The following is a 25522-nucleotide window of genomic DNA, read 5'->3' as shown; positions in this document are numbered from 1 at the left end:
TACGGATGATTCGCTTTGAACAGGTCAGTAAAGCTTATCTGGGCGGACGGCAGGCCCTGCAGGGGGTGGATTTCCATCTGCGCCCGGCAGAGATGGCGTTTCTGACCGGCCATTCCGGCGCGGGGAAGAGTACCCTGCTGAAACTGATTTGTGGTATCGAACGGCCAAGCGCCGGCCATATTTGGTTTGGCGGCCATGACATCAGTCGGTTGAAAAACCGCGAGGTGCCGTTCCTGCGTCGTCAGATCGGCATGATTTTCCAGGATCACCATCTGCTGCTGGATCGCACGGTGTATGACAACGTGGCAATGCCACTGATCATCGCCGGCGCCAGCACCGAAGACATCCGTCGCCGCGTTTCCGCTGCGTTGGACAAGGTCGGGCTGCTGGATAAGGCGAAGAACTTCCCGATTCAGCTTTCCGGCGGTGAGCAGCAGCGTGTGGGTATCGCCCGCGCGGTGGTGAACAAGCCGGCGGTACTGCTGGCGGATGAGCCTACCGGTAACCTGGACGATGCACTGTCGGAAGGCATTCTGCGTCTGTTCGAAGAGTTTAACCGCGTGGGTGTCACCGTGTTGATGGCCACCCACGATACCGGGCTGATCGCCCGTCGCAATTACCGCATTCTGCGCCTGAGCCAGGGCCGCATGGCTGGAGGAGCGCATCATGGCGAATAATGCAAAAACCGCCAAGAGTAAAGCGCTGCGTGGCGGCTGGCGGGAACAATGGCGCTACGCCTGGATGAACGCCGTCAAGGATATGCTGCGCCAGCCACTGGCGACGCTGCTGACGGTGATGGTCATCGCCATCTCCCTGACGCTGCCAAGCGTGTGTTATATCGTTTGGAAAAACGTCAGCACCGCGGCGACGCAATGGTACCCTACGCCGCAGTTAACGGTGTACCTGGATAAATCCCTGGATGACGACGCGGCGGTGAAAGTGCTCGACGCCATCAAAGCAGAAGCTGGCGTTGAGAAAGTGAATTACCTGTCGCGTGAAGAGGCCCGGGGCGAATTCCGCAACTGGTCCGGCTTTGGCGGCGCGCTGGATATGTTGGAAGAGAACCCGTTACCGGCGGTCGCTATCATCACGCCGAAAATGAGCTTCCAAAGTTCCGACACCCTCAATACCCTGCGCGATCGCGTCGCGGCGGTGCAGGGGGTGGATGAAGTGCGGATGGACGACAGCTGGTTTGCTCGTCTGGCTGCACTGACCGGGCTGGTGGGGCAAGTGGCTGCAATGATCGGCGTGCTGATGGTGGTGGCGGTGTTCCTGGTGATCGGCAACAGCGTACGTCTGAGCATCTTCAGCCGTCGCGATACCATCAACGTGATGAAGCTGATTGGCGCCACCGACGGTTTCATCCTGCGGCCGTTCCTGAACGGCGGTGCGATGCTGGGCTTCTTTGGCGCATTGCTGTCGTTGGTGTTGTCCGGGGCGATGGTGTGGAGACTGGAGTCGGTGGTCACCGGCGTGGCCAAGGTGTTCGGCACCACCTTTACCCTGCACGGCCTGGGTTGGGATGAGGCGTTACTGCTGCTGATTGTTTCCGCGATGATCGGCTGGATCGCCGCCTGGCTGGCGACGGTGCAACATTTACGCCGATTTACACCACAATAAAGATTTTTTGGTATACTCTTCTCCTGCTGCTCCGAGCGTGTTGCGGGAGAAGAGCTACCGGCACTAACTTAAGCACCATCCAGTCTCTTCTTAGCGCACAAATTCCCTATCGGCCTGAATATTCGTCACGTATTGTCATGGGCAATGCGATCGAAAAACTGTGAACTAATAGGGCGGAACGCGGTCAAAATCTGCAGCAAAATGTTATGGTGCCCGGCGTGTGGACCGCTTTTGCAATAGCAACTGCCGTAGAATCAATCATTTCCCCGCCGTGACAATCACCTGCATGACCTGTTTTTTCAAGAGAGGGTTTGAATGACCAAAGAAATGCAAACTTTAGCTTTAGTGCCCCAGGGCAGTTTGGAAGCCTATATCCGGGCCGCCAACACCTATCCGATGCTGACGGCAGAGGAAGAGCGGGAGCTGGCTGAACGGCTGCATTATCAGGGCGATCTGGAAGCCGCTAAGCAGCTCATCCTGTCTCACCTGCGCTTTGTCGCTCATATTGCCCGTAATTACTCCGGTTACGGCCTGCCTCAGGCAGACCTGATCCAGGAAGGTAATATTGGCCTGATGAAAGCTGTTCGCCGCTTCAACCCAGAGGTTGGTGTGCGTCTGGTTTCCTTTGCGGTGCATTGGATCAAGGCAGAAATTCACGAGTACGTACTGCGCAACTGGCGTATCGTCAAAGTGGCTACCACCAAAGCACAGCGCAAGCTGTTCTTTAACCTGCGTAAAACCAAGCAGCGTCTGGGCTGGTTCAATCAGGATGAGGTGGAATTGGTTGCTCGCGAGTTGGGTGTGACCAGCAAGGATGTCCGCGAGATGGAATCCCGCATGGCGGCGCAGGACATGACGTTCGATCCTACGCCGGACGACGAAGCCCGTGATGGCCAGTCTATGGCGCCAGTGCTGTATCTGCAGGATAAAAGCTCGGACTTCGCCGAAGGCATCGAGGAGGATAACTGGGAAAGCAACGCCGCAGACAAACTGGCCTATGCGCTGGAAGGTCTGGACGAGCGTAGCCAGCATATCATTCGCGCCCGTTGGTTGGATGACGACAATAAATCCACGTTGCAAGAGCTGGCCGATCAGTACGGTGTTTCCGCTGAGCGTGTACGCCAGCTAGAAAAGAACGCCATGAAGAAACTGAAAATGGCGATCGAAGCCTAATCCCGCATAAGCGTTAAAAAGCCCGGCTAGCCGGGCTTTTTTGTGCCTGAAATTCGGCGTTACGGCGCGATCGCCGCAAAATCGGGTGCCGGACAGTCATAACCAAACTTGTTGGCCCAGGCATAGCGCGTCCCGTTATTGATATAGCGCTGATACAGCGCCCGGCCGGTTTTCGCGTCACGTTTAATCACCCAGCCGGCGGCATTACACAACACGGCGGCATAGGCCTGGCTTTTTGGCGGCAGTAAGTCGGCGGCCTGCTGCGCCAGATCAACCGCCTGCCAGCGGTAGTGCAGGAAGCGATTATCCTGTGGCGGTAACGCCGCTTTGGCCCGTGCTGCCTCGGCACTGCTGATCCAGCTCTTATGCTTGAGCTCGCGCGTATCAAAGGCATCCCCCAGATAGGAATAACCGGCGCCATAAATTGCATAGTCCGGCGTCATCTCATAACCCGTGAACACCAATCCCTGGCTGCGCAGCAGCGTGGCCGCCTGATAGTAGGCTTTGGCCCGCGCCAGCTTGTCTGCGGATTTATCCTGCGCCGTTTTCAGCGTATCGGCGTACTGTTGGGCAACCTGACGATAGTTCGGGATATCAAAGTAGGCCATTGCTTCTTGAGGGCGTCCGGCGCGCATCAGCCGCCGCGCCAGCAGCTCGCGCAGTTGCACCTCCGGCGTAAGCGGCTGGCCGTTGTAGTCGTCGGGATTGACCGGTTTTAACGGCGTAGCTGGGGCTGGCACATGCTTATCAACAAAGCCTTTCAGTTCATCGATGGTCAGCACGCGTTCGGCCACGTCGGCGACGTCCGCCCAGTAAATATCTTTGCCGCGATAGAGGAAGTCCATTGCCTGCAGATAGTCGCCGCGATCCAGGGCCAGAATAGCCTGCTCCCCCGCCACCCGGCATTCGGGCACGATGGTTTCTGGCGTAAAGTCCGCATTACGCTGTTCGCCCCAGCTTTCATTGGAGGGGAATGCGGCCGCCGCTTTGGCGTAGTCTGCGGTGGCGGCTTTAACATCCCCGTCGCGCAGCGCCATTTTGGCGCGTAACCACCAGGCCAGGCCACTGTCACCAGCGTGTTTCAGCAGGCTGGCCGCCATCGGGTATTGTCCTGCTCGGTAGGCCAGCGCCGCCAGCCGGTCGCTGCCGCTGAAACCGCTTTTCACCGAGGCGTCCAGCAGCGTCAGGATTTGGCTGATGATTTGTGCTGAGCGAGTGCCGGTGCCGTCCGTATCGGTCATTTGCAGATTACTGCTGCGGGCAAACAACTCAATGGTGACCAGTTGTTGGATCAGCGGATCGGCGATTGTCTGTTTCAGAACATCGAAGTGATCCGGATTGACCAGGTAACTGGAGACGTACTGCAGCGACAGTGCCCCATTTTGGTCACCCTGTGCCGCCTGTTGAGCATATAACTTCGCTGCCTGGGTGACGTTGCCGAGCCAGAAATGAATGCGGGCCTGCTGCCCAAGGCTGCTTAGTGCCAGTTGATCTGGATCGGCCGTACCGCCTTTCACTTTATCAATCGCCTGCTGGAAGGCCGCTAGCGCCTGCTCGAGCTGGGGCTTCGCGGGATGTTCGACTGCGATGCTCGAGCCGTCACCTTCGTTTTCCGGCGTGCCGTGATCGCCCATCAACAACCGGCCGAGTGAATACTGCGCCCTTAGCCCCCAGTCACCTTGATCTGCGGCAGGTAGCGCCAGAACCTGCTGGAAGTACTCGCTGGCGCGCGGATCTTTACCGGCGAAGGCCACTGCACCCAGTTGGTAAAGGCGGGCCGCGTCAGACAGCCCCTGGCTATTGACCGCATCGGCCTCTTCAACGGTTTTTGCCGCACGCATTTTCTCGATGATGATAGTTTCCGGCGACAGCGGCATCGGTTTCGGTGGCATCGCCGGTGGCGGTGCTTTCCACAACGGCAGCTGTTTATCCACTGCGACCAGACGCCCGGCTTCAAAGGCAAAGTTGCCTTCCGGCATATACAGCAGCGTGCCGTTGCGATCGACCAGTAAACGGTTAGGGAAATCCGGCCCGCAGGCGTAGCCATTAAGTGGCATCGCCAGCGCCGAGCCGATTAGGGCAGCCAGTGGAAGAGTTCGGCCGCGCAGAGTCCGTGTAGCGCGTGCATTACGGTGTGACAAGGGTGCCTCCTGGCGTCAGTTGTTGGCAGCGGATCCAGCCCAACGGCCGGGACTGCCCGGCGCGCAGCTGGTCACTGCGGGTAAGCACAAAGCGTAGTCGTTGAGACTCGCTTTCCAGCCGGTAGTTGCCTGCCGCGTCCGCCGCCAGGCACTCGCTGGCGGTGATGACGATTTCATGCGGCAGCGGTGCATCCACCGGCCCGTTATTTTGAATTATCAGATCATTCAGCCCATTTTGCAGCGCCTGAGGGCTAAATTTTACCTGCCAGCTGACGTCGAGCGGTTGCTTTTCTATTACCGCCCTCAGCGTAGCCAGTGACCAGGCGCGGCGATCGTCCGCCAGTGGCAAACGGAACCAGATCAGGCCCAGCAGGTGTGGTGTGGTCCGTGTGTTCAACTGGCGCAGAAAATCGGCCACCTGCTGCGGCGCGACCGTCAGCTCGCGCGAGGTACCCGCCACGCGCACGGAGGCTTCGCTTTCCACCTGCGCGCCTTGCGTATCGAACCCCACCAAACCCATGCCATAGGCAGGCAGCGCCACCCGGAAAGGTCTTGGCGTGATTTGTGCGTACTGTTTTACCCACCGCAGTGCCAGCGGGGCAGCAAACAGGCCTTGTTCGGGCGACAGTACGGCATGCACCTGCAGCACGGAGCTGTCTGCCTGTTGCAAGACACCGGGCAGCGCAGCTGAGCCGATCCAGGCCGGCAATGCGGTAATGCCCAGTTGCAGTGAGGAGGGCAATTGCTGACGCAACTGCTGCAGGAAATGCTGATAGGCAGGCAGGCGTGCGGTAGCTGCGTCATGATCGATTTCAACGCCGATCACCTGCAGCCCGGCGGCTTGCCAGCGTTGCACCTGTTTTAGCAAACGTTGGCGAATCGCGACTTCATCCAGTTGCGTTAACTGCCCATCCAGACGGGCCACCAGCCACAGCGGGCGGCCATCTTGTTTCAGTAAGGGGAGATTGACCGGGATTTCCCGCCAGCCCTCACGCGGGTGCACTTGTAAACCCAGCACCCGCAGCGTAGGGAACAGATCGCGGCTTTTCGCCAGCGCGGCAACATGCTGCGGCGTCCAAACGCGTTGCCAGACGTAGACCTGATTATCCCAGGTCGGCTGTATCCGCAGCGCCTGCTGGCGGCCGCCGAACCAGGCGATTAACGCCAGCACCAGCACCAACAGTGCGAGGAACCTGCGCTTCATCGTTGCCAGAGTTCGCCTTGCTGAGTGAAACCGCAGGCGCGCATAAAGTTATCCACCTCGCCCCGCTCGCGTGGGGTCAGACCGGTGGTCGAAAGCTGCCAATGCGTTATCTGCGGTAACTGACGCTGCACGTCCTGCACCAGATACAGCCCGACGCCGCGACGGCGCGTGACTTCACGCACCAGCAAATCCTGCAGTTGGGCACGTTCACCGTCCAGCTCGAGTTTCACCGCACCCAGCAGCCGCTCATTGAAGCGTGCGGCGAACAGCGCTTTATTGCCGTTCAACCCGCTTTGCCACTGTTCCGGCTGCTGATGCGGCCAGATTTTGCCAAGGTCGATAAGGTCTTGCTGGGACAGCGTGGTTAATCGCTCAATAGTCAGTTTCATGCAGGATTTCCGAACGGCTAATCGATGCCGACAGTGTAATAGATCTTGCACAGAGCGTTGTGTAAGTTTTTCTGTACGATTACTGCGCAAAATGTTTTTTGCAGGACGCATTTTCCGAGTAAATATGTAGTTAATCGATCGAGAACCAGCATAACGCGCTGTGCCTGATGCAAAACAGCGCAGATTTAATCCGGATTTTATGCTGTTTACACCGCTTGTTTCTGATTGTGTAAGTTGATTTGCAGCAGAAAATTCCTGTTTAATGGCATGAAAAATAAAGTCTTATTAGAAAATATTGCCACAAAAACACCTAAATCATTATTACTTATGAATAAAAGCAGTAAATAAGGGTCGGGTGTCGGCAAACACAACAGGTACGTTCACAACGACAGATGGGGATTTGCGGATGAAATTAACAAAAGGTAAGGCGCTGTTGGCGGGTTGTATCGCGATGGCTATCGGGCATGCGGCAATGGCGAAAGACATCAAGGTGGCGATCGTCGGGGCGATGTCCGGCCCGGTGGCGCAGTATGGCGATATGGAATTCACCGGCGCCCGTCAGGCGATTGCCGATATCAACGCCAAGGGCGGTATCAAGGGCGACAAACTGGTCGGCGTGGAATATGACGACGCCTGCGATCCAAAACAGGCGGTAGCCGTCGCCAACAAGGTAATCAATGACGGTATCCGCTATGTGATCGGCCACCTGTGCTCATCCTCGACGCAGCCGGCTTCCGACATCTATGAAGATGAAGGCGTCATCATGATCACCCCGGCGGCCACTAACGCCGATCTGACCACCCGTGGTTACAAAATGATCATGCGTACCACCGGCCTGGATTCCGATCAGGGGCCGACGGCGGCGAAATACATCCTCAGCGAGATCAAACCCAAGCGCATTGCCGTGGTTCACGACAAGCAGCAGTATGGCGAAGGCCTGGCGCGCTCGGTGCGCGACAGCCTGAAAAAGCAGGGCACCGACGTGGTGATGTTTGAAGGTATCACCGCCGGCGATAAAGATTTCTCCACCCTGGTGGCGCGCCTGAAGAAAGAAAACGTCGATTTCGTTTACTTTGGCGGTTACTACCCGGAAATGGGCCAGATCCTGCGTCAGGCTAAACAGGCCGGTTTGACCACCCGCTTTATGGGGCCGGAAGGCGTGGGCAACTCCTCACTGTCCAATATCGCCGGTGCCGCCTCTGAAGGCATGCTGGTGACCCTGCCTAAACGTTACGATCAGGTCCCTGCCAACAAACCTGTTGTAGATGCGCTTAAAGCCAAAAAGCTGGATCCAACCGGACCGTTCGTCTGGACCACTTACGCGGCGCTGCAATCTCTGACTGCCGGGATGGAGCGCAGCGGCAGCCAGGAACCGGCCGACATCGTCAAGGACCTGAAAACCGGCAAGCCGGTGGACACCGTGATGGGGCCGTTGAGCTGGGATGACAAAGGCGATCTTAAAGGCTTCGAGTTCGGCGTGTTCGAATGGCATGCTGACGGCACTTCAACGCCGATTAAATAATATACCCGTCGTCTTTCACGTTGCAGCGTTGTTGGCTTCACGGGTGCACCCCAGTCACTTAGTTTACTAAGCTCCTGGGGATTTACCCGCTTGCCGCCTAGCTGCAACGCGAAATCCATTGGGTATAAGCGTTTTTAATGATTGTCATTTCAGGTTTGCTTTACCCAAAATAAATTGAAGTTGCATCAAGGCGGCAAGGGAACGATTCGGGTGAATGAGTGCAGCCAACACAAATGCAGCTTCAAGTGTGATGGGTATAGAAAGCACAGCCAAGGGTTAGAGTATGTCTGAGCAGGTTCTCTATTTTCTGCAGCAAATGTTCAACGGCGTCACGTTGGGCAGCACCTATGCATTGATCGCCATCGGTTACACCATGGTCTACGGCATCATCGGCATGATCAACTTCGCCCACGGCGAGGTGTATATGATCGGCAGCTATGTCTCCTTTATTGTTATCGCCGCCCTGATGATGATCGGCATCGACGTCGGTTGGCTGCTGATTGGCGCGGCTTTCCTGGTATCGATCGTGATCGCCAGCGCTTACGGCTGGAGCATCGAGCGGGTGGCCTACAAGCCGGTACGCAACTCCAAACGCCTGATCGCGCTGATTTCCGCCATAGGGATGTCGATATTCCTGCAAAACTACGTCAGCCTGACCCAGGGCTCGCGCGACCTGGCGTTGCCAAGCCTGGTCACCGGGCAATGGGTGCTGGGGGAAAGCAACGGCTTTGCCGCCACTATCAGCACCATGCAGCTGATTATCTGGGTAGTCACTTTCCTGGCGATGCTGGCGTTGACGATGTTTATTCGTTATTCACGTATGGGCCGCGCCTGCCGCGCCTGTGCGGAGGATTTGAAGATGGCCAGCCTGCTGGGCATCAATACCGACCGGGTTATCTCGCTGACCTTTGTGATCGGTGCGGTGATGGCGGCGGTCGCCGGCGTACTGCTCGGGCAATTCTACGGAGTGATTAACCCCTATATCGGCTTTATGGCCGGCATGAAGGCCTTCACCGCGGCGGTGTTGGGCGGCATCGGCAGCATCCCCGGCGCGATGATTGGCGGCCTGGTATTGGGGGTGGCAGAGGCGTTGACTTCGGCTTACCTGAGTACCGAATATAAAGACGTGGTGTCGTTCGCGCTGCTGATTGTGGTGCTGCTGATCATGCCTACCGGCATCCTTGGGCGTCCGGAGGTTGAGAAGGTATGAAACTCAATTTGCTCAACGCGCTGATCGCCACCCTGGTGCTGTTTGTGATGGCTTCATTCCTGATGGGCATGCAGCTGAGCCTGGACGGTACCAAACTGGTGGTGCACGGCGCAGCGGAAGTGCGCTGGATGTGGATCGGCATCGGCTGCGTCATCGTGTTTTTCTTCCAACTGCTGCGCCCGCTGATGCAGCACGGGCTGAAAAAAATCTCAGGCCCGGCCTGGGTATTACCGAGCTTCGATGGCACGACCGCCCGGCAGAAGCTGTTGGCCGCAGCGATCATTATCGCCGCGGTTGCCTGGCCATTTCTGGTCTCACGCGGCTCGGTAGATATCGCCACGCTGACGTTGATCTACGTGATGTTGGGCCTGGGCCTGAACGTGGTGGTGGGGCTGTCCGGTTTGCTGGTATTGGGCTACGGCGGTTTCTATGCGATTGGCGCTTACACTTACGCACTGCTGAACCATTATTACGGCCTGGGTTTCTGGGAGAGCCTGCCGCTGGCGGGTATGGTCACCGCCCTCTTCGGTTTTCTGCTCGGGTTCCCGGTGCTGCGCCTGCGCGGCGATTATCTGGCGATTGTCACGCTGGGGTTCGGTGAGATCGTGCGCATCCTGTTGTTGAACAATACCGAGATCACCGGCGGGCCGAACGGCATCAGCCAGATCCCGAAACCAACCTTTTTCGGCCTGGAGTTCAACCGCAGCGCGCGTGACGGCGGCTGGGATACCTTCCATAACTTCTTTGGCCTGAAATATGATCCGAGCGATCGCATTGTCTTTTTGTACCTGGTGGCGTTGTTGCTGGTGGTGCTGACGCTGTTTGTGATCAACCGCCTGCTGCGCATGCCGCTGGGCCGTGCCTGGGAAGCCTTGCGCGAAGATGAAATCGCCTGCCGTTCGCTGGGGCTTAATCCGACCAGAATCAAACTGACCGCTTTTACCATCAGCGCCGCCTTCGCCGGTTTTGCCGGCACGCTGTTCGCTGCGCGCCAGGGCTTCGTCAGCCCGGAATCCTTCACCTTTGTCGAGTCGGCCTTCGTGTTGGCGATCGTGGTCTTGGGCGGCATGGGATCGCAGTTCGCGGTGATCCTGGCGGCGATCCTGCTGGTGGTGTCGCGCGAATTGATGCGTGACCTGAACGAATACAGCATGCTGTTGCTGGGTGCCTTAATGGTATTGATGATGATTTGGCGGCCGCAGGGGCTGCTGCCGATGAAGCGGCCACAGCTAAAACTGAAGGCGGCGGATATGCAAGCAGGCAAGGGGGAGCAAGTATGAGCATGCAACCTTTGCTGAAGGTCGAAGGGCTGTCGATGCGTTTCGGCGGCCTGCTGGCGGTCAATAACGTGGCGCTGACGCTCAACGAGGGCGAGATTGTCTCGCTGATCGGCCCGAACGGTGCCGGAAAAACCACGGTGTTTAACTGCCTGACCGGCTTTTACCGTCCGACCAGCGGCACCATCAAACTGCGTGAGCGCCATCTGGAAGGGTTGCCCGGCCAGGCCATCGCCCGGATGGGCGTGGTGCGGACTTTCCAGCACGTACGGCTGTTTCGCGAGATGACGGTGATCGAAAACCTGTTGGTCGCACAGCATCAGCATCTGAAAAGCGGCGTGTTCGCCGGGCTGCTGAAAACGCCGGCCTTCCGCCGTGCCGAAGCCGATGCGCTGGAGCGTGCCTCGGTTTGGCTGCAACGGGTGGGCCTGTTGGAGATGGCGAACCGTTCGGCGGGTAATCTGGCTTACGGCCAGCAACGGCGGCTGGAGATTGCGCGCTGCATGGTCACCCGGCCGGAATTACTGATGCTGGACGAGCCGGCGGCGGGCCTGAACCCAAAGGAAACCGACGAGCTGGATCACCTGATCGTCGAATTGCGCAATCAGCATAAGGTGTCGGTGCTGCTGATCGAGCACGACATGAAACTGGTGATGGGCATCTCCGATCGTATCTACGTGGTGAACCAGGGCACGCCGTTGGCGCAGGGCACCCCGGCAGAAATCCGTAACAACCCGGACGTGATCCGGGCCTATCTGGGCGAATAATTTATGTTGTCATTTAATCAGGTATCCGCCCATTACGGCAAAATCCAGGCGCTGCATCAGGTTAGCCTGAACATAAAGCAGGGCGAGATTGTCACTCTGATCGGCGCTAACGGCGCCGGTAAAACCACGCTGCTCGGCACGCTGTGCGGTGAACCCCGCGCCAGCGAAGGCAGCATCACCTTTCTCGATCAGGACATTACCCAGTGGCAGACGTCGCGCATCATGCGCGAAGCGGTGGCTATCGTGCCGGAAGGCCGGCGGGTATTCTCGCGCATGACGGTGGAAGAGAACCTGGCGATGGGCGGTTTTTTTGCCGACCGTCACCAATATCAACAGCGCATCGAAAGGGTGTTTGGCCTGTTTCCGCGCCTGCTGGAACGCCGTACACAGCGCTCGGGCACCATGTCCGGCGGAGAGCAACAGATGTTGGCGATAGGCCGTGCACTGATGAGCCAGCCGAAGCTGTTGTTGCTCGACGAGCCCTCTCTGGGGCTGGCGCCGATCATCATTCAGCAGATTTTTGACATCATTCAACAGCTGCGTGAAGAGGGCATGACCATCTTCCTGGTCGAACAAAACGCCAATCAGGCGCTGAAACTGGCAGATCGCGGTTATGTACTGGAAAACGGGCGCGTGGTGTTGGAAGATACGGGGGCCGAATTGTTAGCAAACGAAGCAGTTAGGTCGGCGTATCTGGGCGGTTGAAATACCCGTCGAAGCGGTAGGGGGCGAATATCTTCGCCCCGAGCGACTCGGGCGCAGCGTATCGGACCCCTACAACATTTTTAACGATTACGAGAAGAATAAGAAATGAACACAGAAGGGTTACTCGCGCAGCGCATCGTAAAAGTAAAAAGCTCGGCAATCCGTGAATTGCTCAAGCACAGTAAGATGGAAAACGTCATTTCGCTGGCGGGCGGCATCCCCTCTGATGCCCTGTTTGATTTCGAAGGGCTGAGCATCGCCACTCATCAGGCGATCACCGAACAGCCGAAAAGCGCTTTTCAGTACGGTCTGACCGAAGGCAGCCCGGTGCTGCGTGAACGCATCTGCGAGCTGTGTGCCGAACGCGGCGTCACCGCCACCGCCGATGAAGTGATGGTCACGGCCGGCTCCCAGCAGGCGCTGGATCTGGTGATGCGCGCCATTGTGAACCCGGGCGACGTGTTCGTGGTGGAACGTCCGACCTACCTGGCGGCGTTGCAGACGCTGGAACTGGCGGAAGCCAACATCATGTCGGTATCGTCCGACAGCGATGGCATGGTGGTCGAAGAACTGGCCGAGCTGTTGAAAACGCAGCGCATCAAGGGCGTGTATGTGGTGCCGAACTTCGGCAACCCAAGCGGCATTACCCTGAGCGCCCCGCGTCGCGAACTGTTGGTCAAGCTGGCGGCCGAGCACAATTTCCTGATCATCGAGGATGATCCGTACGGCGAACTGCGTTTTACCGACGAGCGTAACGCGACGCTGCACCAGGTTTCGCAGCAGGTGCTGGGCCATACCGATAACATTATCTATACCTCGACCTTCTCCAAGATCCTGGCTCCGGGGTTGCGTCTGGGCTGGGCTATCCTGCCGCCGTTTTTGCTGCATAAAGTGGCAATCATCAAGCAGGCGGCGGATCTGCATGCCAGCGCATTGTCGCAGAGCATCGTAGAGTGTTACCTGGGGCTGGATCGCCTGCCGGCGCAGATCGAAAAGATCCGCGCGGCTTACAAACAAAAGGGTGAGATCCTGGCCGGGCTGGTGGAAAAAGAGCTGGGTGGCCATATCAGCTTCGATATGCCGAAAGGCGGCATGTTCCTGTGGGCGCGTTTCCGTCAGCCGTTCAACGCCACCGAATGGCTGAAAACCACCCTGCAGCAGGGCGTGGTGTTTGTGCCGGGAGAATACTTCTTCTCAGACAATCCGGACCGTTCTACCTTCCGCCTGTCGTTCGCCACCGCCACTGAACAGCAAATGCAGGAAGCGGTTGCCCGCCTGCGCCGTTCACTGTGATCTTCACGGCGGCGGGGATCTTTCCCCGTCGCCGACATCAAACCGCAATCTGCACTTCACTCTTCCGTCATATGGCTGTCATCTAACGGTTATTTTTCTGTCATCCGAGCATGGCATGTTAGCTTCCGAACAAAAAACTGATTCTTTTCGCTCACGCGCTTATTGCCCCAATAGATTTCACGTAGCAGCAAGGCGGTGACCGCCAGAATCTTCAGGAGTTTACATAGGTAAATGACTGAGGTGATGGCGGGAAACCAACACGGCTGCGGCGTGAAAGATGCAGGGGATACACCAGCTTTTTCAGGAGTTAGGCATGCTCACCTACGCTATTCGCAAAACCACGCTGTGCGTCGCGTTGACCCTGGCGGTCAGCACTCAGGCACTGGCGGCGACCGAGATCCCGTTCTGGCATTCGATGGAGGGCGAACTGGGTAAAGAAGTGGATTCCCTGGCGGACCGCTTTAACCAGTCGCACACCGACGTCAAAATTGTTCCGGTTTACAAAGGCAACTACGAACAGAGCCTGGCGGCGGGCATCGCGGCCTACCGCTCCGGTAAAGCGCCGGCGATCCTGCAGGTGTATGAAGTGGGTACGGCCACCATGATGGCCAGCAAGGCGATCAAGCCGGTGTACGAAGTGTTTAAAGACGCGGGCATCAGCTTTGACGAATCGGTATTCGTGCCTACGGTGTCCGGTTACTACACCGACAACAAAAGCGGACACCTGCTGTCGCAGCCGTTCAACAGCTCCACCCCGGTGCTGTATTACAACAAAGATGCCTTCAAGAAAGCCGGTTTGAACCCAGACCAGCCGCCAAAAACCTGGCAGGAGCTGGCGGCGGACACCGCCAAACTGCGTGAAGCCGGCATGAAATGCGGCTATGCCAGCGGCTGGCAGGGCTGGATCCAACTGGAGAACTTCAGTGCCTGGCACGGCGTGCCATTCGCCACGGAGAACAATGGTTTTGGGGGCACGAGCGCCAAGCTGGAGTTCAACAAGCCGTTGCAGGTCAAGCATATCCAACTGCTGGAAGAGATGAACAAAAAAGGTGACTTCACCTATTTCGGCCGTAAAGACGAATCCACCGAGAAGTTCTACAGCGGTGACTGTGCGATTACCACCGCTTCATCCGGCTCGCTGGCGGACATCAAGCATTACGCCAAATTCAACTATGGCGTGGGCATGATGCCGTATGACGCCGATGCCAAAAATGCACCGCAGAACGCCATTATCGGGGGCGCCAGCCTGTGGGTGATGAACGGTAAAGATGCCGCCACCTATAAAGGCGTAGCCGAGTTCCTGCAGTATCTGGCGCAGCCGGAAATCGCCGCCGAGTGGCACCAGAAGACCGGTTATCTGCCGATCACCACCGCAGCGTACGACCTGACCAAACAACAGGGGTTCTATGACAAGAACCCAGGGGCGGACGTGGCGACGCGTCAAATGCTGAACAAGCCGCCATTGCCGTTCACCAAGGGGCTGCGTTTGGGCAATATGCCGCAGATTCGCACCGTCGTGGATGAAGAGCTGGAGGGCGTGTGGACCGGTAAGAAAACGCCACAGCAGGCATTGGATGCCGCCGTACAGCGCGGTGATGTGTTGCTGCGTCGCTTCGAGTCTCAGACTAAGTAATAGCAGCTACTGCGCTTTGCCATTCTGGGATTGGGCAGTGCTCGCTCTCCTCATGGACTTTATGTCCACTCCGGGAGCTGTGCGCTGTCCGCACCCAGACTGGCTTTGCTCGCGACGCCCTGCTTCGAGTCACCCGTTTTTTGTCTTCATGAGTCCCTAATGATGAGTTCACATCGTCCCGGTTTCGGCTGCAGTTGGCTGCCCTATGTTTTAGTGCTGCCACAGTTGCTGATTACCGCAATATTCTTTCTGTGGCCCGCCGGTGAGGCGCTGTGGTATTCGGTGCAAAGCCTTGACCCGTTTGGCCTGTCCAGCCAGTTTGTCGGGCTGGACAACTTTACCCAACTGTTCCACGATCCTTACTATCTGGACTCGTTTTACACCACGCTGATTTTCAGTTTCCTGGTGGCAGGTATCGGGCTGGTCGTGTCGCTGTTCTTCGCCGCGTTAGTGGATTACGTGCTGCGCGGCAGCCGGATCTACCAGACGCTGATGATCCTGCCTTACGCCGTGGCGCCCGCAGTGGCGGCAGTGCTGTGGATTTTCCTGTTCAACCCCGGCCTGGGGCTGATTACCCATTTCCTCAACGGACTGGGCTACAGCTGGAACCACGCGCAAAACAGCGGGCAGGCGATGTTCCTGGTGGTGTTGGCCTCGGTATGGCAGCAAATCAGCTATAACTTCCTGTTTTTCCTGGCTGCGCTACAGTCAATTCCTCGCTCTCTGGTTGAGGCGGCGGCCATTGACGGTGCCGGCCCGGTACGGCGTTTCTTCAATCTGGTGCTGCCGTTAATCACGCCGGTGAGCTTCTTCCTGCTGGTGGTGAATCTGGTGTACGCCTTCTTCGATACCTTCCCGGTGATCGATGCTGCGACCGGCGGCGGACCGGTACAGTCCACCACCACGCTGATCTACAAGATTTACCGTGAAGGCTTTGCCGGTCTGGATCTGTCCAGCTCCGCGGCACAGTCGGTGATCCTGATGTTGCTGGTGATTGGCCTGACGGTGATCCAGTTCCGTTTTGTCGAACGTAAGGTGCGTTACCAATGATTGAGAACCGACGCGGGCTGGACATTTTCAGCCACGTAATGCTGATTATCGGCGTGCTGGTGGTGCTGTTCCCGCTGTACGTGGCCTTTGTGGCGGCTACGCTGGACGACAAACAGGTGTTTCAGGTGCCGATGACCCTGATCCCCGGCGGTCATCTGTGGGAAAACATCAGCAATATTTGGCAGGGTGGCGTGGGCAACCTTAAGGTGCCGTTTTCGCTGCTGCTGCTGAACAGCGTGGTGATGGCGCTGGCCATCACCTTCGGCAAGATTGTGGTGTCGGTGTTGTCCGCCTATGCCATCGTTTATTTCCGTTTCCCGCTGCGTAGCCTGTTCTTCTGGCTGATATTCCTCACCCTGATGTTGCCGGTTGAGGTGCGTATTTTCCCGACGGTGGAGGTTATCTCCAACCTCAACCTGCTGGACAGCTACACCGGCCTGACGTTGCCGCTGATGGCGTCGGCGACCGCCACCTTCCTGCTGCGCCAGTTCTTTATGACGTTACCGGACGAACTGCTGGAAGCGGCGCGGATTGACGGCGCCGGCCCGATGCGTTTTTTCTGGGATATCGTGCTGCCGCTGTCGAAGACCAATCTGGCGGCGCTGTTTGTCATCACCTTTATCTACGGCTGGAACCAGTACCTGTGGCCGATTCTGATCACCAGCGATGCCTCGATGGGCACCGCAGTGGCGGGTATCAAGAGCATGATCTCCACCTCCGGCGCGCCGACCCAGTGGAATCAGGTGATGGCGGCGATGATTCTGACTTTAATTCCACCGCTGACGGTGGTTCTTCTGATGCAGCGCTGGTTTGTACGCGGCCTGGTTGATAGCGAAAAGTAACGAGAGAAATTTTCACATGGCAGGTTTAAAACTACAGGCAGTCACCAAGTCTTACGACGGTAAAACACCGGTGATCAAGCAAATTGACCTCGACGTGGCGGACGGCGAATTTATCGTGATGGTCGGCCCGTCCGGCTGCGGTAAATCGACGCTGTTGCGCATGGTGGCCGGGCTGGAACGCACCACCAGCGGCGATATTTATATCGACAGTCAACGCGTAACGGATATGGAGCCGAAAGATCGCGGTATCGCGATGGTGTTCCAGAACTATGCGCTGTATCCGCACATGAGCGTATACGACAACATGGCCTATGGCCTGAAAATTCGCGGCTTCGGCAAACAGCATATTCAACAGCGGGTGGAGGAAGCCGCGCGCATTTTAGAGCTGGAGCCGTTGTTGCAACGCAAGCCGCGCGAGCTTTCCGGCGGCCAACGCCAACGGGTGGCGATGGGGCGCGCTATCGTGCGCGAGCCGGCGGTATTCCTGTTTGATGAACCGCTGTCGAATCTGGATGCCAAGCTGCGCGTCCAAATGCGCCTGGAACTGCAACAACTGCATCGCCGGCTGAAAACCACCAGCCTGTACGTGACCCACGATCAGGTGGAGGCGATGACGTTGGCACAGCGGGTGATTGTCATGAACAAAGGCGTGGCAGAGCAAATTGGCACCCCCAGTGAGGTCTATCAGCGCCCGGCGTCGCTGTTCGTCGCCAGCTTTATCGGTTCGCCGGCGATGAACCTGTTGCCCGGCACGTTGAGCGCCGACGGCAGCCAACTGCAACTGGCAGAGGGGATGACGCTGAATTTACCGCAACCCAAAGCGCAGTGGGGCGGTCGCCGGTTGACGCTTGGCATCCGCCCGGAACATCTTCAACTGACCTCCTCCGAGCAAGGGGGCGTGCCCTTGGCGCTGCAAACGCTGGAGTTATTGGGCGCAGATAACCTGGCGCATGGGCAGTGGGGCGGTCACGGCGTGATTGCGCGTTTGTCGCATGAAACTATGCCGACGGCGGGCAGCACGCTATATTTGCAGTTGCCTGCACAGGCGCTGCACTTTTTTGATACCGATAGCGGATTACGGATGGAATCATGACCACAGCCTGGCCTTACCCCCACATCGTCGCCCACCGCGGCGGCGGTTCTCTGGCACCGGAAAATACCCTGGCGGCGATCGACGTCGGCGCACGCCACGGTCATAAAATGATTGAGTTCGACGCCAAGCTGGCGCAGGACGGGCAAATATTTCTGTTGCACGACGATACCCTGGATCGCACCAGCAACGGCTGGGGCGTGGCGGGTGAGCTGCCGTGGGACAAGCTGGTACAGCTGGATGCCGGCAACTGGTATAACTCCGCTTACAAGGGCGAACGTTTACCGCTGTTGGCCGAAGTGGCGGAGCGTTGCCAGCAGCACGGCATGATGGCGAACATTGAAATCAAGCCTACCACCGGCAGCGATGATGAAACCGGTCGTGTCGTGGCGCTAGCCGCACGTTTGCTGTGGCAAGGGCAGACCGATCCGCTGCTCTCTTCTTTCTCGATTGAGGCGCTTGAGGCGGCGCAGCGTACGGTGCCGGAACTCCCGCGCGGCCTGTTGCTGGATCAGTGGGACGACAACTGGCAGGCGCTGACCGAACGATTGGGCTGCGTTTCGTTGCACATCAACCATAAAGAACTGACGGCCGAACGGGTGTCGGCGCTGAAAGCCGCAGGGCTGCGCATCCTGGTTTATACCGTTAACCAGCCGGCGCGTGCGCGCTTGTTGTTGAACTGGGGCGTTGACTGCATTTGCACTGACCGGATAGATTTGATCGGCCCGGACTTTCCCAACGCGTGATCCCGTTGCCACGGACGCAGTTTGCTGCGTCCGTGAGAAAGCCGTCGGCGCCTGTTGAATTTTGCGACGTCAGTCCTTTGCCGCCGCGCTAACGGAAGGGATGTGATGTCTGTTTTTATGGGTTCGTTATGGCATCAAATAGCGCTGTCTTTGCCGCTATTTGTGCTGATCGTGTTGGGATATGGGCTTATCCGCTGGGGTAAATGGCCAGCGACCATCACCGACGGTTTAACGCGTTTTGTCTTCTCTTTGGCTCTCCCCGCCATGTTGTTCCGCATGATGTGCGACTTTTCGCAGCGTCCAGCGGTAGATGCCCGCCTGTTGATCGCCTTTTTCGGCAGTTGCCTGATTGTGTTCGTGATCGGTCGCATCACCGCGCGTCGGGTGTTTAAACTGGATGGAGTGGCGGGATCGGTTTTCGCGTTGGGTGGAATTTTCTCCAATAACGTGATGCTGGGCCTGCCCATCGCCAGCGTCATGCTCGGCGAGGCGGCAATCCCATCGGTGGCCTTGGTGTTGGTGTTTAACGGCCTGATCCTCTGGACGCTGGTGACTATCTCCATCGAATGGGCGCGCAATGGTTCGCCGACGCTGCAGGGCTTTATCAAAACGGCGCGTAGCGTGCTGACCAACCCGCTGATTATCGGCATTCTTTCCGGCACGCTGTTCAGCCTGACCGGCTTGCCGCTGCCGACGTTTGTCGACCAGCCGGTCAGCATGCTTGGTCAGGTTGCCGCACCGCTGTCGCTGGTGGTGCTGGGTATGGGGCTGGCGGAGTATCGCATCAGCGAAGGCTGGCGCCTCAGCAGCGGCATCTGTTTCCTCAAGCTGATTGTTCAACCGCTGATCATCTGGCTACTGGCCTGGATGATGGACCTGCCGCCGATGGAAACCCGGGTAGTGGTGTTGCTGGGTTCGATGGCGGTCGGGGTCAATGTTTACCTGATGTCACGCCAGTTCAACGTATTGACCGCGCCTGCCGCCACCAGCCTGGTGATGTCCACCGTGCTGGCAGCAGTGACTACGCCATTGATCCTGACCATCATGGGCGTGCGGGGCTAGCCGGCAGCGGTGCCTGGGGGACTGCAGGTGCTGTGCGGTTAAATGGGCTGCGCGGCTGGTTGCCGTTGGGTAACAACTTCCCACCGTTTGGCGCCGTTTGCTGCAGTTGCTGCTGGTTATTATCGAACTGCCGCTGCTGTTGCAGGCGGCGCTGATCCAGCTGCTGATTATTCAGCATGCGCTGTTGTTGCGCCTGTTGAGTGCGTTGGTTGAGAAACTGCTGCTGCGAGCTGAGCTCGGTGACGCCGTTGGCCGCGGCGGCCAATCCGGACAGCAGCAACAGGCCATAGAGCAGATGATAACTTTTCATGATGTTCTCCTCGTCTTTTATTAAGCCTAACCCAGCGGTGCAATTTTGCTGAAAGTTTGTATTTTGCTCAGATGTAAACCTTCTTTTCACTACACCCCTTTCTGCCTTCCGTTACAATCGCCCTTTCTGAATCTTTAGGGTGAACCCATCGTGCTGCTTCTGGTGATTACTACCATCCTGTGGGCATTTTCTTTCAGCCTGATTGGCGAATACCTGGCGGGCCAGGTCGACAGCTGGTTCTCGGTGCTGATGCGTATTGGCCTGGCGGCGGCGGTGTTCCTGCCTTTCCTGCGCTGGCGCAACATCAAGCCAAAAGTGATCCTGTTGTACATGCTGGTGGGGGCTTGCCAGCTTGGCATCATGTATCTGTTCAGCTTCCGCGCGTACATGTACCTGACGGTGCCGGAATTCCTGCTGTTTACCGTGCTGACGCCGCTGTACGTTACGCTGATTTATGACTTGATCAGCGGACAGCGCCTGCGCTGGGGTTATGTATTCAGTGCGCTATTGGCGGTGCTGGGCGCTGCGATTATTCGATATCATCAATTGAGCGAGCATTTTTGGTGGGGGCTGTTGCTGGTGCAGGCGGCGAACATCAGCTTTGCCATCGGCATGGTCGGTTACAAACGGTTGATGGAAGTGCATCCGCTGCCGCAACACACCGCATTTTCCTGGTTCTATTTGGGGGCCTTGGTCGTGGCGGTGGTCGCCTGGTGCCTGTGGGGCAATCCGCAGCAGCTGCCAACCACTAACCTGCAGTGGGGCATTCTGGTCTGGCTGGGCGTAGTGGCTTCCGGGCTGGGTTATTTCATGTGGAACTACGGCGCAACGCAGGTGGATGCCGGTACTTTGGGCATCATGAATAACATGCATGTGCCGGCAGGACTGTTGGTTAATCTGGCTATCTGGCAGCAACAGCCGCATTGGCCAAGTTTCATTATCGGCGGGGCGGTGATTGTCGCTTCGCTGTGGGTGCATCGCCGTTGGGTGGCGCCTAAAATAGTCAGCAAATAAACGGGCAGCCCAAGCGCGAGCTGCCCTGATATTCAGGGTTGCGAAGCCAGCGGTTTGACGCTGGCGACACCGGCGCTTGGGCGTGCAGCATCACGCACGAATGGCAGATGGTTGCAGGCATGTTGCCGAGCCGAGCGGATAAAGGCTTCGGTGACGGCCTGGCGCTGTTCACCGTCGCGTACCGCCGCGTACAGGCGGCTCCAAAGCCCATCCCCCAGGGTTTTGGTCACCACTAACCCCTGGCGTTCAAAACTTTCCACTACCCAGTGCGGCAACGCCGCGATCCCCATGCGGGCCGATACCATCTGGATCAGCAACAGGGTGTTATCCACGTTTTTCAGCGCCGGGCTGATGCCTGCGGGCTGCAGGAAATGGCGCCAGATATCCAGTCTCTGACGCTGTACCGGGTAAATCATCAGCGTTTCGTCAATCAAATCTTCAGGCTCAATGTGCAGCTTGCTGGCCAATGGATGATCCGGCGCCAGCACCAGTCGTACTTCGAAATCAAACATCGGTGAATAGTGCAGCCCACTGCGCGGCAGAATGTCGGAGGTCAGCACCAGATCCAGTTCACCCTGTTGCAGCGCCGGCTGCGGATCAAAGGTCACGCCGGATTTGAAGTCCATGATCACCTGCGGCCAACTCTGACGGAAGTTGTCCAGCGCGGGCGTCAGCCATTGAATGCAGCTGTGGCATTCAATGGCGATGCGCAACGTGGCCTGATGAGGTTCGTGACACGCCTGCAGCGCGTTCTGGATTTGCGGCAGTACCTGTTCTGCCAACTGCAACAGGATCTCTCCCTGCGCGGTAAAGCGCAGCGGCTGGCTTTTGCGAACGAACAGCTTGAAGCCCAGACGCTGCTCCAGATCGCTGAACTGATGCGACAGAGCAGACTGTGTCTGATGGAGTTGGGCCGCCGCGGCCGCCAGCGAGCCGGTATTGCGCAGCGCCTGCAGCGTCCGTAAGTGTTTCAGTTCGATCATGAGAGTCCTTCACAGTGACAGTGAATAAATTGCGCTTGTGGTTAATACAGTACCTGCGGATTATGGATGTGTAAACATCTGGACGGCTAAATGGGGAATATGACGATGGCAATTTTAAATCACACACTGGGTTTTCCTCGCGTTGGGCTAAGACGTGAACTGAAAAAAGCTCAGGAAAGCTACTGGGCTGGTAACTCAACGCAGGAAGAACTGTTGGCGGTTGGCCGCGAGCTGCGCGCTCGCCATTGGCAACAACAACAGCAGGCCGGAGTGGATTTGGTGCCGGTCGGCGATTTCGCTTGGTACGACCATGTATTGACCACCAGCCTGCTGCTGGGCAACGTGCCGGCACGTCATCAGAATGCGGATGGCTCAATCGATCTGGACACGCTATTCCGCATCGGCCGTGGTCGCGCACCAACCGGAAAACCGGCAGCGGCGGCAGAAATGACCAAATGGTTTAACACCAACTACCACTACATGGTGCCTGAATTCCACAAAGGCCAGCAGTTCAAACTGGGGTGGACCCAACTGCTGGAAGAAGTGGACGAAGCGCTGGCTCTGGGCCACAAAATCAAGCCGGTGTTGCTGGGGCCGGTGACCTATCTGTGGCTGGGTAAAGTGAAAGGCGAAGCGTTTGACCGTTTGTCGCTGCTGAAAGACATCCTGCCGGTTTACCAGCAGGTGCTGGCTGAATTGGCGCAACGCGGCGTGGAGTGGGTACAAATTGACGAGCCAGCACTGGTGCTGGAATTGCCGCAGGAATGGCTGAACGCCTTCAAGCCGGCTTACGAAGCGCTGCAAGGTCAGGTAAAACTGCTGCTGACCACCTACTTCGACAGCGTGGGCCATAATCTCGACACCGTCCGCGAGCTACCGGTTCAGGGGCTGCACGTTGATCTGGTTGCCGGTCATGACGATATCGACGCATTGAACAAGGCGCTGCCAACAGAGTGGCTGCTGTCTCTGGGCGTCATCAATGGTCGCAACGTCTGGCGTGCGGATCTGAGCAGTTGGTTTGAACGCCTGCAGCCGTTGGTCGGCAGCCGCCCACTGTGGATCGGCACTTCCTGTTCACTGCTGCACAGCCCTATCGATCTGAGCGTGGAAACTCGCCTGGACGAAGAGGTGAAAAGCTGGTTCGCCTTTGCTCTGCAAAAATGCGCCGAATTGGCCCTGTTGAGCGCGGCGCTGAACGCACCGGGTGCAGAAAAGCAGGCCGAACTGGACGCCTATAGCGCACCAATCCGCGCTCGTCGCCAGTCCAGCCGCGTGCATAATGCGCAGGTAAGCCAACGCCTGGCGGCGATTACCGCGCAGGACAGCGAACGTCAGCGTCCTTATGCCGAGCGTGCTCAGGCACAGCGTGCGCGCTTTAACCTGCCGGCCTGGCCGACCACCACGATAGGGTCTTTCCCGCAAACCACGGAAATTCGCGGCCTGCGCCTGGACTTCAAGCAGGGGCGTTTGGACGGCAATAACTACCGCACCAGCATTAGCGAACACATCAAACAGGCGATCGTTGAACAAGAACGCCTGGGGCTGGACGTGTTGGTGCACGGCGAAGCCGAGCGTAACGACATGGTGGAATATTTCGGTGAAAACCTCGACGGCTTCGTGTTTACTCAAAACGGCTGGGTACAGAGCTACGGTTCCCGCTGCGTAAAACCGCCGGTGATCATTGGCGATATCAGTCGCCCTGAAGCCATTACCGTCGAGTGGGCGAAGTATGCTCAGTCGCTGACCGACAAGCCGGTAAAAGGCATGCTGACCGGTCCGGTCACCATTCTCTGCTGGTCGTTCCCGCGTGAAGACGTGACCCGCGAAGTGATCGCCAAACAGATTGCCCTGGCGTTGCGCGACGAAGTGGAAGATCTGGAAAAAGCCGGTATCGGCATTATCCAGATTGATGAGCCTGCACTGCGCGAAGGTTTGCCGCTGCGTCGATCCGACTGGGCTGCCTATCTGAACTGGGCGGTGGAGGCTTTCAAACTGAACGCCGCTGTCGCGCAAGACGACACGCAGATCCACACTCACATGTGCTATTGCGAGTTCAACGACATTATGGACTCCATCGCGGCGCTGGATGCCGACGTGATCACCATCGAAACCTCGCGTTCTGATATGGATCTGCTGGAAGCCTTCAAAGAGTTTGAGTACCCGAATGAGATTGGCCCGGGCGTGTATGACATCCACTCGCCGAACGTGCCAAGCGTGGAATGGATCGAAGCGCTGCTGCGCAAAGCTGCGCAGAACATCCCGGCTGAGCGTCTGTGGGTGAACCCGGACTGCGGCCTGAAAACCCGCGGCTGGCCGGAAACCCGTCAGTCGCTGACCAACATGGTGCTGGCCGCACAGCGCCTGCGTGAACAGCAGGTCTGATAGCGACATTTGGGTGTAGATTATTCTGGGCGCTTCGGCGCCCTTTTTCATATCGCAAATGACTGCCGATCGGGCAGCCTTAAGACGAGAGGCTATTTAACGCCTGGCACTCCGTGCTGCGCGAACCAAGCCAGCATACGTTGCCAGCCATCCTCTGCCGCTTCGGCGTTGTAGCTGGGCCGGTAGTCGGCATTGAAGGCATGGCCGGCCTCGGGATACACCACGATCTCGGCATTGGCGTTGGCGGCGCGGATCGCCTGACGCATGCTTTCCACCGTCTCCAGCGGGATGCTGCTGTCCTGGCCGCCGTAAAGTCCCAGCACCGGCGCCGTCAGCTGTGTCGCAACGTCGACCGGGTGTTTTGGCGAATTCAGCGTTTTTTCACCCACCAACCTACCGTACCAGGCCACCGCAGCCTTTAACTGCGGGTTGTGCGCGGCATAGAGCCAGCTAATACGCCCGCCCCAGCAGAAACCGGTAATCGCCAGCTTGCCGGCATCGCCGCCGTGGCGCGTTGCCCAATGGGCAGCATGATCCAGATCCGCCAGCACCTGACGATCCGGCACCTTGCTCACCAGATTCTGGAACAGTTCGCTGATGTCGGTGTATTCCCGGGCATCCCCTTGACGGAAGTACAGTTCCGGCGCTATCGCCAGATAACCCTGCTTCGCCAGACGACGGCACACATCCTGAATATGTTCATGTACGCCAAATATCTCCTGTACCACCAGAACGACCGGGAAAGGGCCGCTGTGGTCCGCCGGTTTGGCGATATAGGCAGGCAGGTTGTCACCCTGAGAAGGAATGGTGGTTTCCCCGGTATGAATGCCCTGCTCGTCGGTGAGGATGGTAGAAGCCGCCAGGGGGGTTACGGCCGGGGTGAATCCCCCCTGGGCCTGTTTTAATGTCATCACATGATCGGTTTTCATTGCGGTCTCCGTGCAATCAATAGAGAAAAGCGCTGCGATTAACTATAGGAAAGATTACCCGTTATTGGCATCGAGTGGAGCATTTTCAGTCAAGTCTGTAAAAAACGATTAAATATCCGGCTTTACCGCGTTTTTATTGTCTTTTTATCATGCTATTACGCAAGTTGACCTGCATTAGTA

General features: G+C 57.7%; 23 protein-coding genes. 17 read left to right on the top strand and 6 right to left on the bottom strand.

Going from position 1 to position 25522, the window contains the following annotated elements; genetic code table 11:
* Window positions 1-5: 5 nt before the first annotated feature.
* The 3 genes from ftsE to rpoH all read left to right on the top strand — a co-directional run bounded on the left by ftsE (window position 6) and on the right by rpoH (window position 2793).
* Complete coding sequence (gene ftsE, locus ACMGG1_RS23105) at window positions 6-677, top strand: cell division ATP-binding protein FtsE (RefSeq protein ID WP_020824813.1); 672 nt, start codon at window positions 6-8, stop codon at window positions 675-677.
* Window positions 667-1620 carry a permease-like cell division protein FtsX gene (gene ftsX, locus ACMGG1_RS23100; protein WP_020824814.1) on the top strand — a complete coding sequence of 318 codons (954 nt, stop codon included), beginning with the start codon at window positions 667-669 and terminating at the stop codon, window positions 1618-1620. Before ftsE ends, ftsX begins: the two co-directional genes overlap by 11 nt.
* Before the next feature lie 315 nt (window positions 1621-1935).
* On the top strand, window positions 1936-2793 hold the full coding sequence (gene rpoH / locus ACMGG1_RS23095) for an RNA polymerase sigma factor RpoH (RefSeq protein ID WP_020824815.1): 858 nt from the start codon (window positions 1936-1938) through the stop codon (window positions 2791-2793).
* A gap of 59 nt (window positions 2794-2852) precedes the next feature.
* On the opposite strand, the gene ACMGG1_RS23090 is transcribed toward rpoH, so the two are convergent.
* The 3 genes from ACMGG1_RS23090 to panM form a co-directional block, all read right to left on the bottom strand.
* A complete protein-coding gene (locus tag ACMGG1_RS23090) occupies window positions 2853-4850 on the bottom strand; it encodes a hypothetical protein (protein ID WP_262244868.1) in 1998 nt (665 codons plus the stop codon).
* A gap of 70 nt (window positions 4851-4920) precedes the next feature.
* A complete protein-coding gene (locus ACMGG1_RS23085; RefSeq protein ID WP_262244861.1) occupies window positions 4921-6138 on the bottom strand; it encodes a DUF3142 domain-containing protein in 1218 nt (405 codons plus the stop codon).
* Entirely contained in the window at window positions 6135-6527 is a 393-nt protein-coding gene (gene panM, locus ACMGG1_RS23080) for an aspartate 1-decarboxylase autocleavage activator PanM (protein ID WP_262244862.1), read from the bottom strand. Before panM ends, ACMGG1_RS23085 begins: the two co-directional genes overlap by 4 nt.
* 406 nt (window positions 6528-6933) lie before the next feature.
* Between panM and ACMGG1_RS23075 the strand changes: the two genes are divergently transcribed.
* The 12 genes from ACMGG1_RS23075 to ACMGG1_RS23020 all read left to right on the top strand — a co-directional run bounded on the left by ACMGG1_RS23075 (window position 6934) and on the right by ACMGG1_RS23020 (window position 19724).
* Window positions 6934-8049 carry a branched-chain amino acid ABC transporter substrate-binding protein gene (locus ACMGG1_RS23075; protein WP_046374714.1) on the top strand — a complete coding sequence of 372 codons (1116 nt, stop codon included), beginning with the start codon at window positions 6934-6936 and terminating at the stop codon, window positions 8047-8049.
* A gap of 283 nt (window positions 8050-8332) precedes the next feature.
* Complete coding sequence (livH, locus tag ACMGG1_RS23070) at window positions 8333-9259, top strand: high-affinity branched-chain amino acid ABC transporter permease LivH (protein ID WP_020824820.1); 927 nt, start codon at window positions 8333-8335, stop codon at window positions 9257-9259.
* The gene (locus ACMGG1_RS23065; RefSeq protein ID WP_020824821.1) at window positions 9256-10539 is read left to right on the top strand and encodes a high-affinity branched-chain amino acid ABC transporter permease LivM; all 1284 of its coding nucleotides are present in this window, start codon (window positions 9256-9258) and stop codon (window positions 10537-10539) included. The genes livH and ACMGG1_RS23065 overlap by 4 nt, the downstream gene beginning before the upstream one ends.
* Entirely contained in the window at window positions 10536-11303 is a 768-nt protein-coding gene (livG, locus tag ACMGG1_RS23060; protein ID WP_020824822.1) for a high-affinity branched-chain amino acid ABC transporter ATP-binding protein LivG, read from the top strand. Before ACMGG1_RS23065 ends, livG begins: the two co-directional genes overlap by 4 nt.
* 3 nt (window positions 11304-11306) lie before the next feature.
* Complete coding sequence (gene livF, locus ACMGG1_RS23055; RefSeq protein WP_020824823.1) at window positions 11307-12008, top strand: high-affinity branched-chain amino acid ABC transporter ATP-binding protein LivF; 702 nt, start codon at window positions 11307-11309, stop codon at window positions 12006-12008.
* Between the two features lie 105 nt (window positions 12009-12113).
* Entirely contained in the window at window positions 12114-13301 is a 1188-nt protein-coding gene (locus ACMGG1_RS23050) for a PLP-dependent aminotransferase family protein (protein WP_129941167.1), read from the top strand.
* 313 nt (window positions 13302-13614) lie between these two features.
* Window positions 13615-14934 (top strand): sn-glycerol-3-phosphate ABC transporter substrate-binding protein UgpB, encoded by a 1320-nt coding sequence (ugpB, locus tag ACMGG1_RS23045; protein WP_176984527.1) that lies wholly within the window; start codon window positions 13615-13617, stop codon window positions 14932-14934.
* A gap of 162 nt (window positions 14935-15096) precedes the next feature.
* Window positions 15097-15984, top strand: coding sequence for a sn-glycerol-3-phosphate ABC transporter permease UgpA (ugpA, locus tag ACMGG1_RS23040; protein ID WP_041415156.1), 888 nt, complete (start codon window positions 15097-15099; stop codon window positions 15982-15984).
* A complete protein-coding gene (ugpE, locus tag ACMGG1_RS23035; RefSeq protein WP_020824827.1) occupies window positions 15981-16826 on the top strand; it encodes a sn-glycerol-3-phosphate ABC transporter permease UgpE in 846 nt (281 codons plus the stop codon). The genes ugpA and ugpE overlap by 4 nt, the downstream gene beginning before the upstream one ends.
* Before the next feature lie 16 nt (window positions 16827-16842).
* Window positions 16843-17919, top strand: coding sequence for a sn-glycerol-3-phosphate import ATP-binding protein UgpC (locus tag ACMGG1_RS23030; protein WP_201895838.1), 1077 nt, complete (start codon window positions 16843-16845; stop codon window positions 17917-17919).
* Window positions 17916-18662: a glycerophosphodiester phosphodiesterase gene (gene ugpQ, locus ACMGG1_RS23025; RefSeq protein ID WP_048762269.1), complete on the top strand. Its 747-nt coding sequence runs from the start codon at window positions 17916-17918 to the stop codon at window positions 18660-18662. Before ACMGG1_RS23030 ends, ugpQ begins: the two co-directional genes overlap by 4 nt.
* A gap of 105 nt (window positions 18663-18767) precedes the next feature.
* Window positions 18768-19724: an AEC family transporter gene (locus tag ACMGG1_RS23020; protein ID WP_261279726.1), complete on the top strand. Its 957-nt coding sequence runs from the start codon at window positions 18768-18770 to the stop codon at window positions 19722-19724.
* Here ACMGG1_RS23020 and ACMGG1_RS23015 read toward each other — a convergent pair.
* Complete coding sequence (locus ACMGG1_RS23015) at window positions 19705-20034, bottom strand: hypothetical protein (protein ID WP_128864854.1); 330 nt, start codon at window positions 20032-20034, stop codon at window positions 19705-19707. The two genes, ACMGG1_RS23020 and ACMGG1_RS23015, sit on opposite strands and share 20 nt — an antisense overlap.
* Window positions 20035-20184: 150 nt before the next feature.
* Between ACMGG1_RS23015 and ACMGG1_RS23010 the strand changes: the two genes are divergently transcribed.
* Window positions 20185-21048, top strand: a complete 864-nt coding sequence (locus ACMGG1_RS23010) for a carboxylate/amino acid/amine transporter (protein ID WP_020824831.1) — start codon at window positions 20185-20187, stop codon at window positions 21046-21048.
* Between the two features lie 32 nt (window positions 21049-21080).
* Here the strand turns inward: ACMGG1_RS23010 and metR are convergent, their stop codons facing one another.
* Window positions 21081-22031, bottom strand: a complete 951-nt coding sequence (metR, locus tag ACMGG1_RS23005; protein WP_414161043.1) for an HTH-type transcriptional regulator MetR — start codon at window positions 22029-22031, stop codon at window positions 21081-21083.
* Between the two features lie 90 nt (window positions 22032-22121).
* On the opposite strand from metR, the gene metE reads away from it, so the two are divergent.
* On the top strand, window positions 22122-24413 hold the full coding sequence (gene metE / locus ACMGG1_RS23000) for a 5-methyltetrahydropteroyltriglutamate--homocysteine S-methyltransferase (RefSeq protein ID WP_185959356.1): 2292 nt from the start codon (window positions 22122-22124) through the stop codon (window positions 24411-24413).
* Between the two features lie 92 nt (window positions 24414-24505).
* Here the strand turns inward: metE and ACMGG1_RS22995 are convergent, their stop codons facing one another.
* Entirely contained in the window at window positions 24506-25342 is an 837-nt protein-coding gene (locus ACMGG1_RS22995) for a dienelactone hydrolase family protein (RefSeq protein ID WP_020824834.1), read from the bottom strand.
* Between the last annotated feature and the right edge of the window lie 180 nt (window positions 25343-25522).

Origin of the sequence: Serratia sp. BNK-12 (assembly GCF_047456085.1) — a bacterium.
Lineage (GTDB): Bacteria > Pseudomonadota > Gammaproteobacteria > Enterobacterales > Enterobacteriaceae > Serratia > Serratia liquefaciens.
This window is presented reverse-complemented; position numbering and strand designations above follow the sequence as displayed.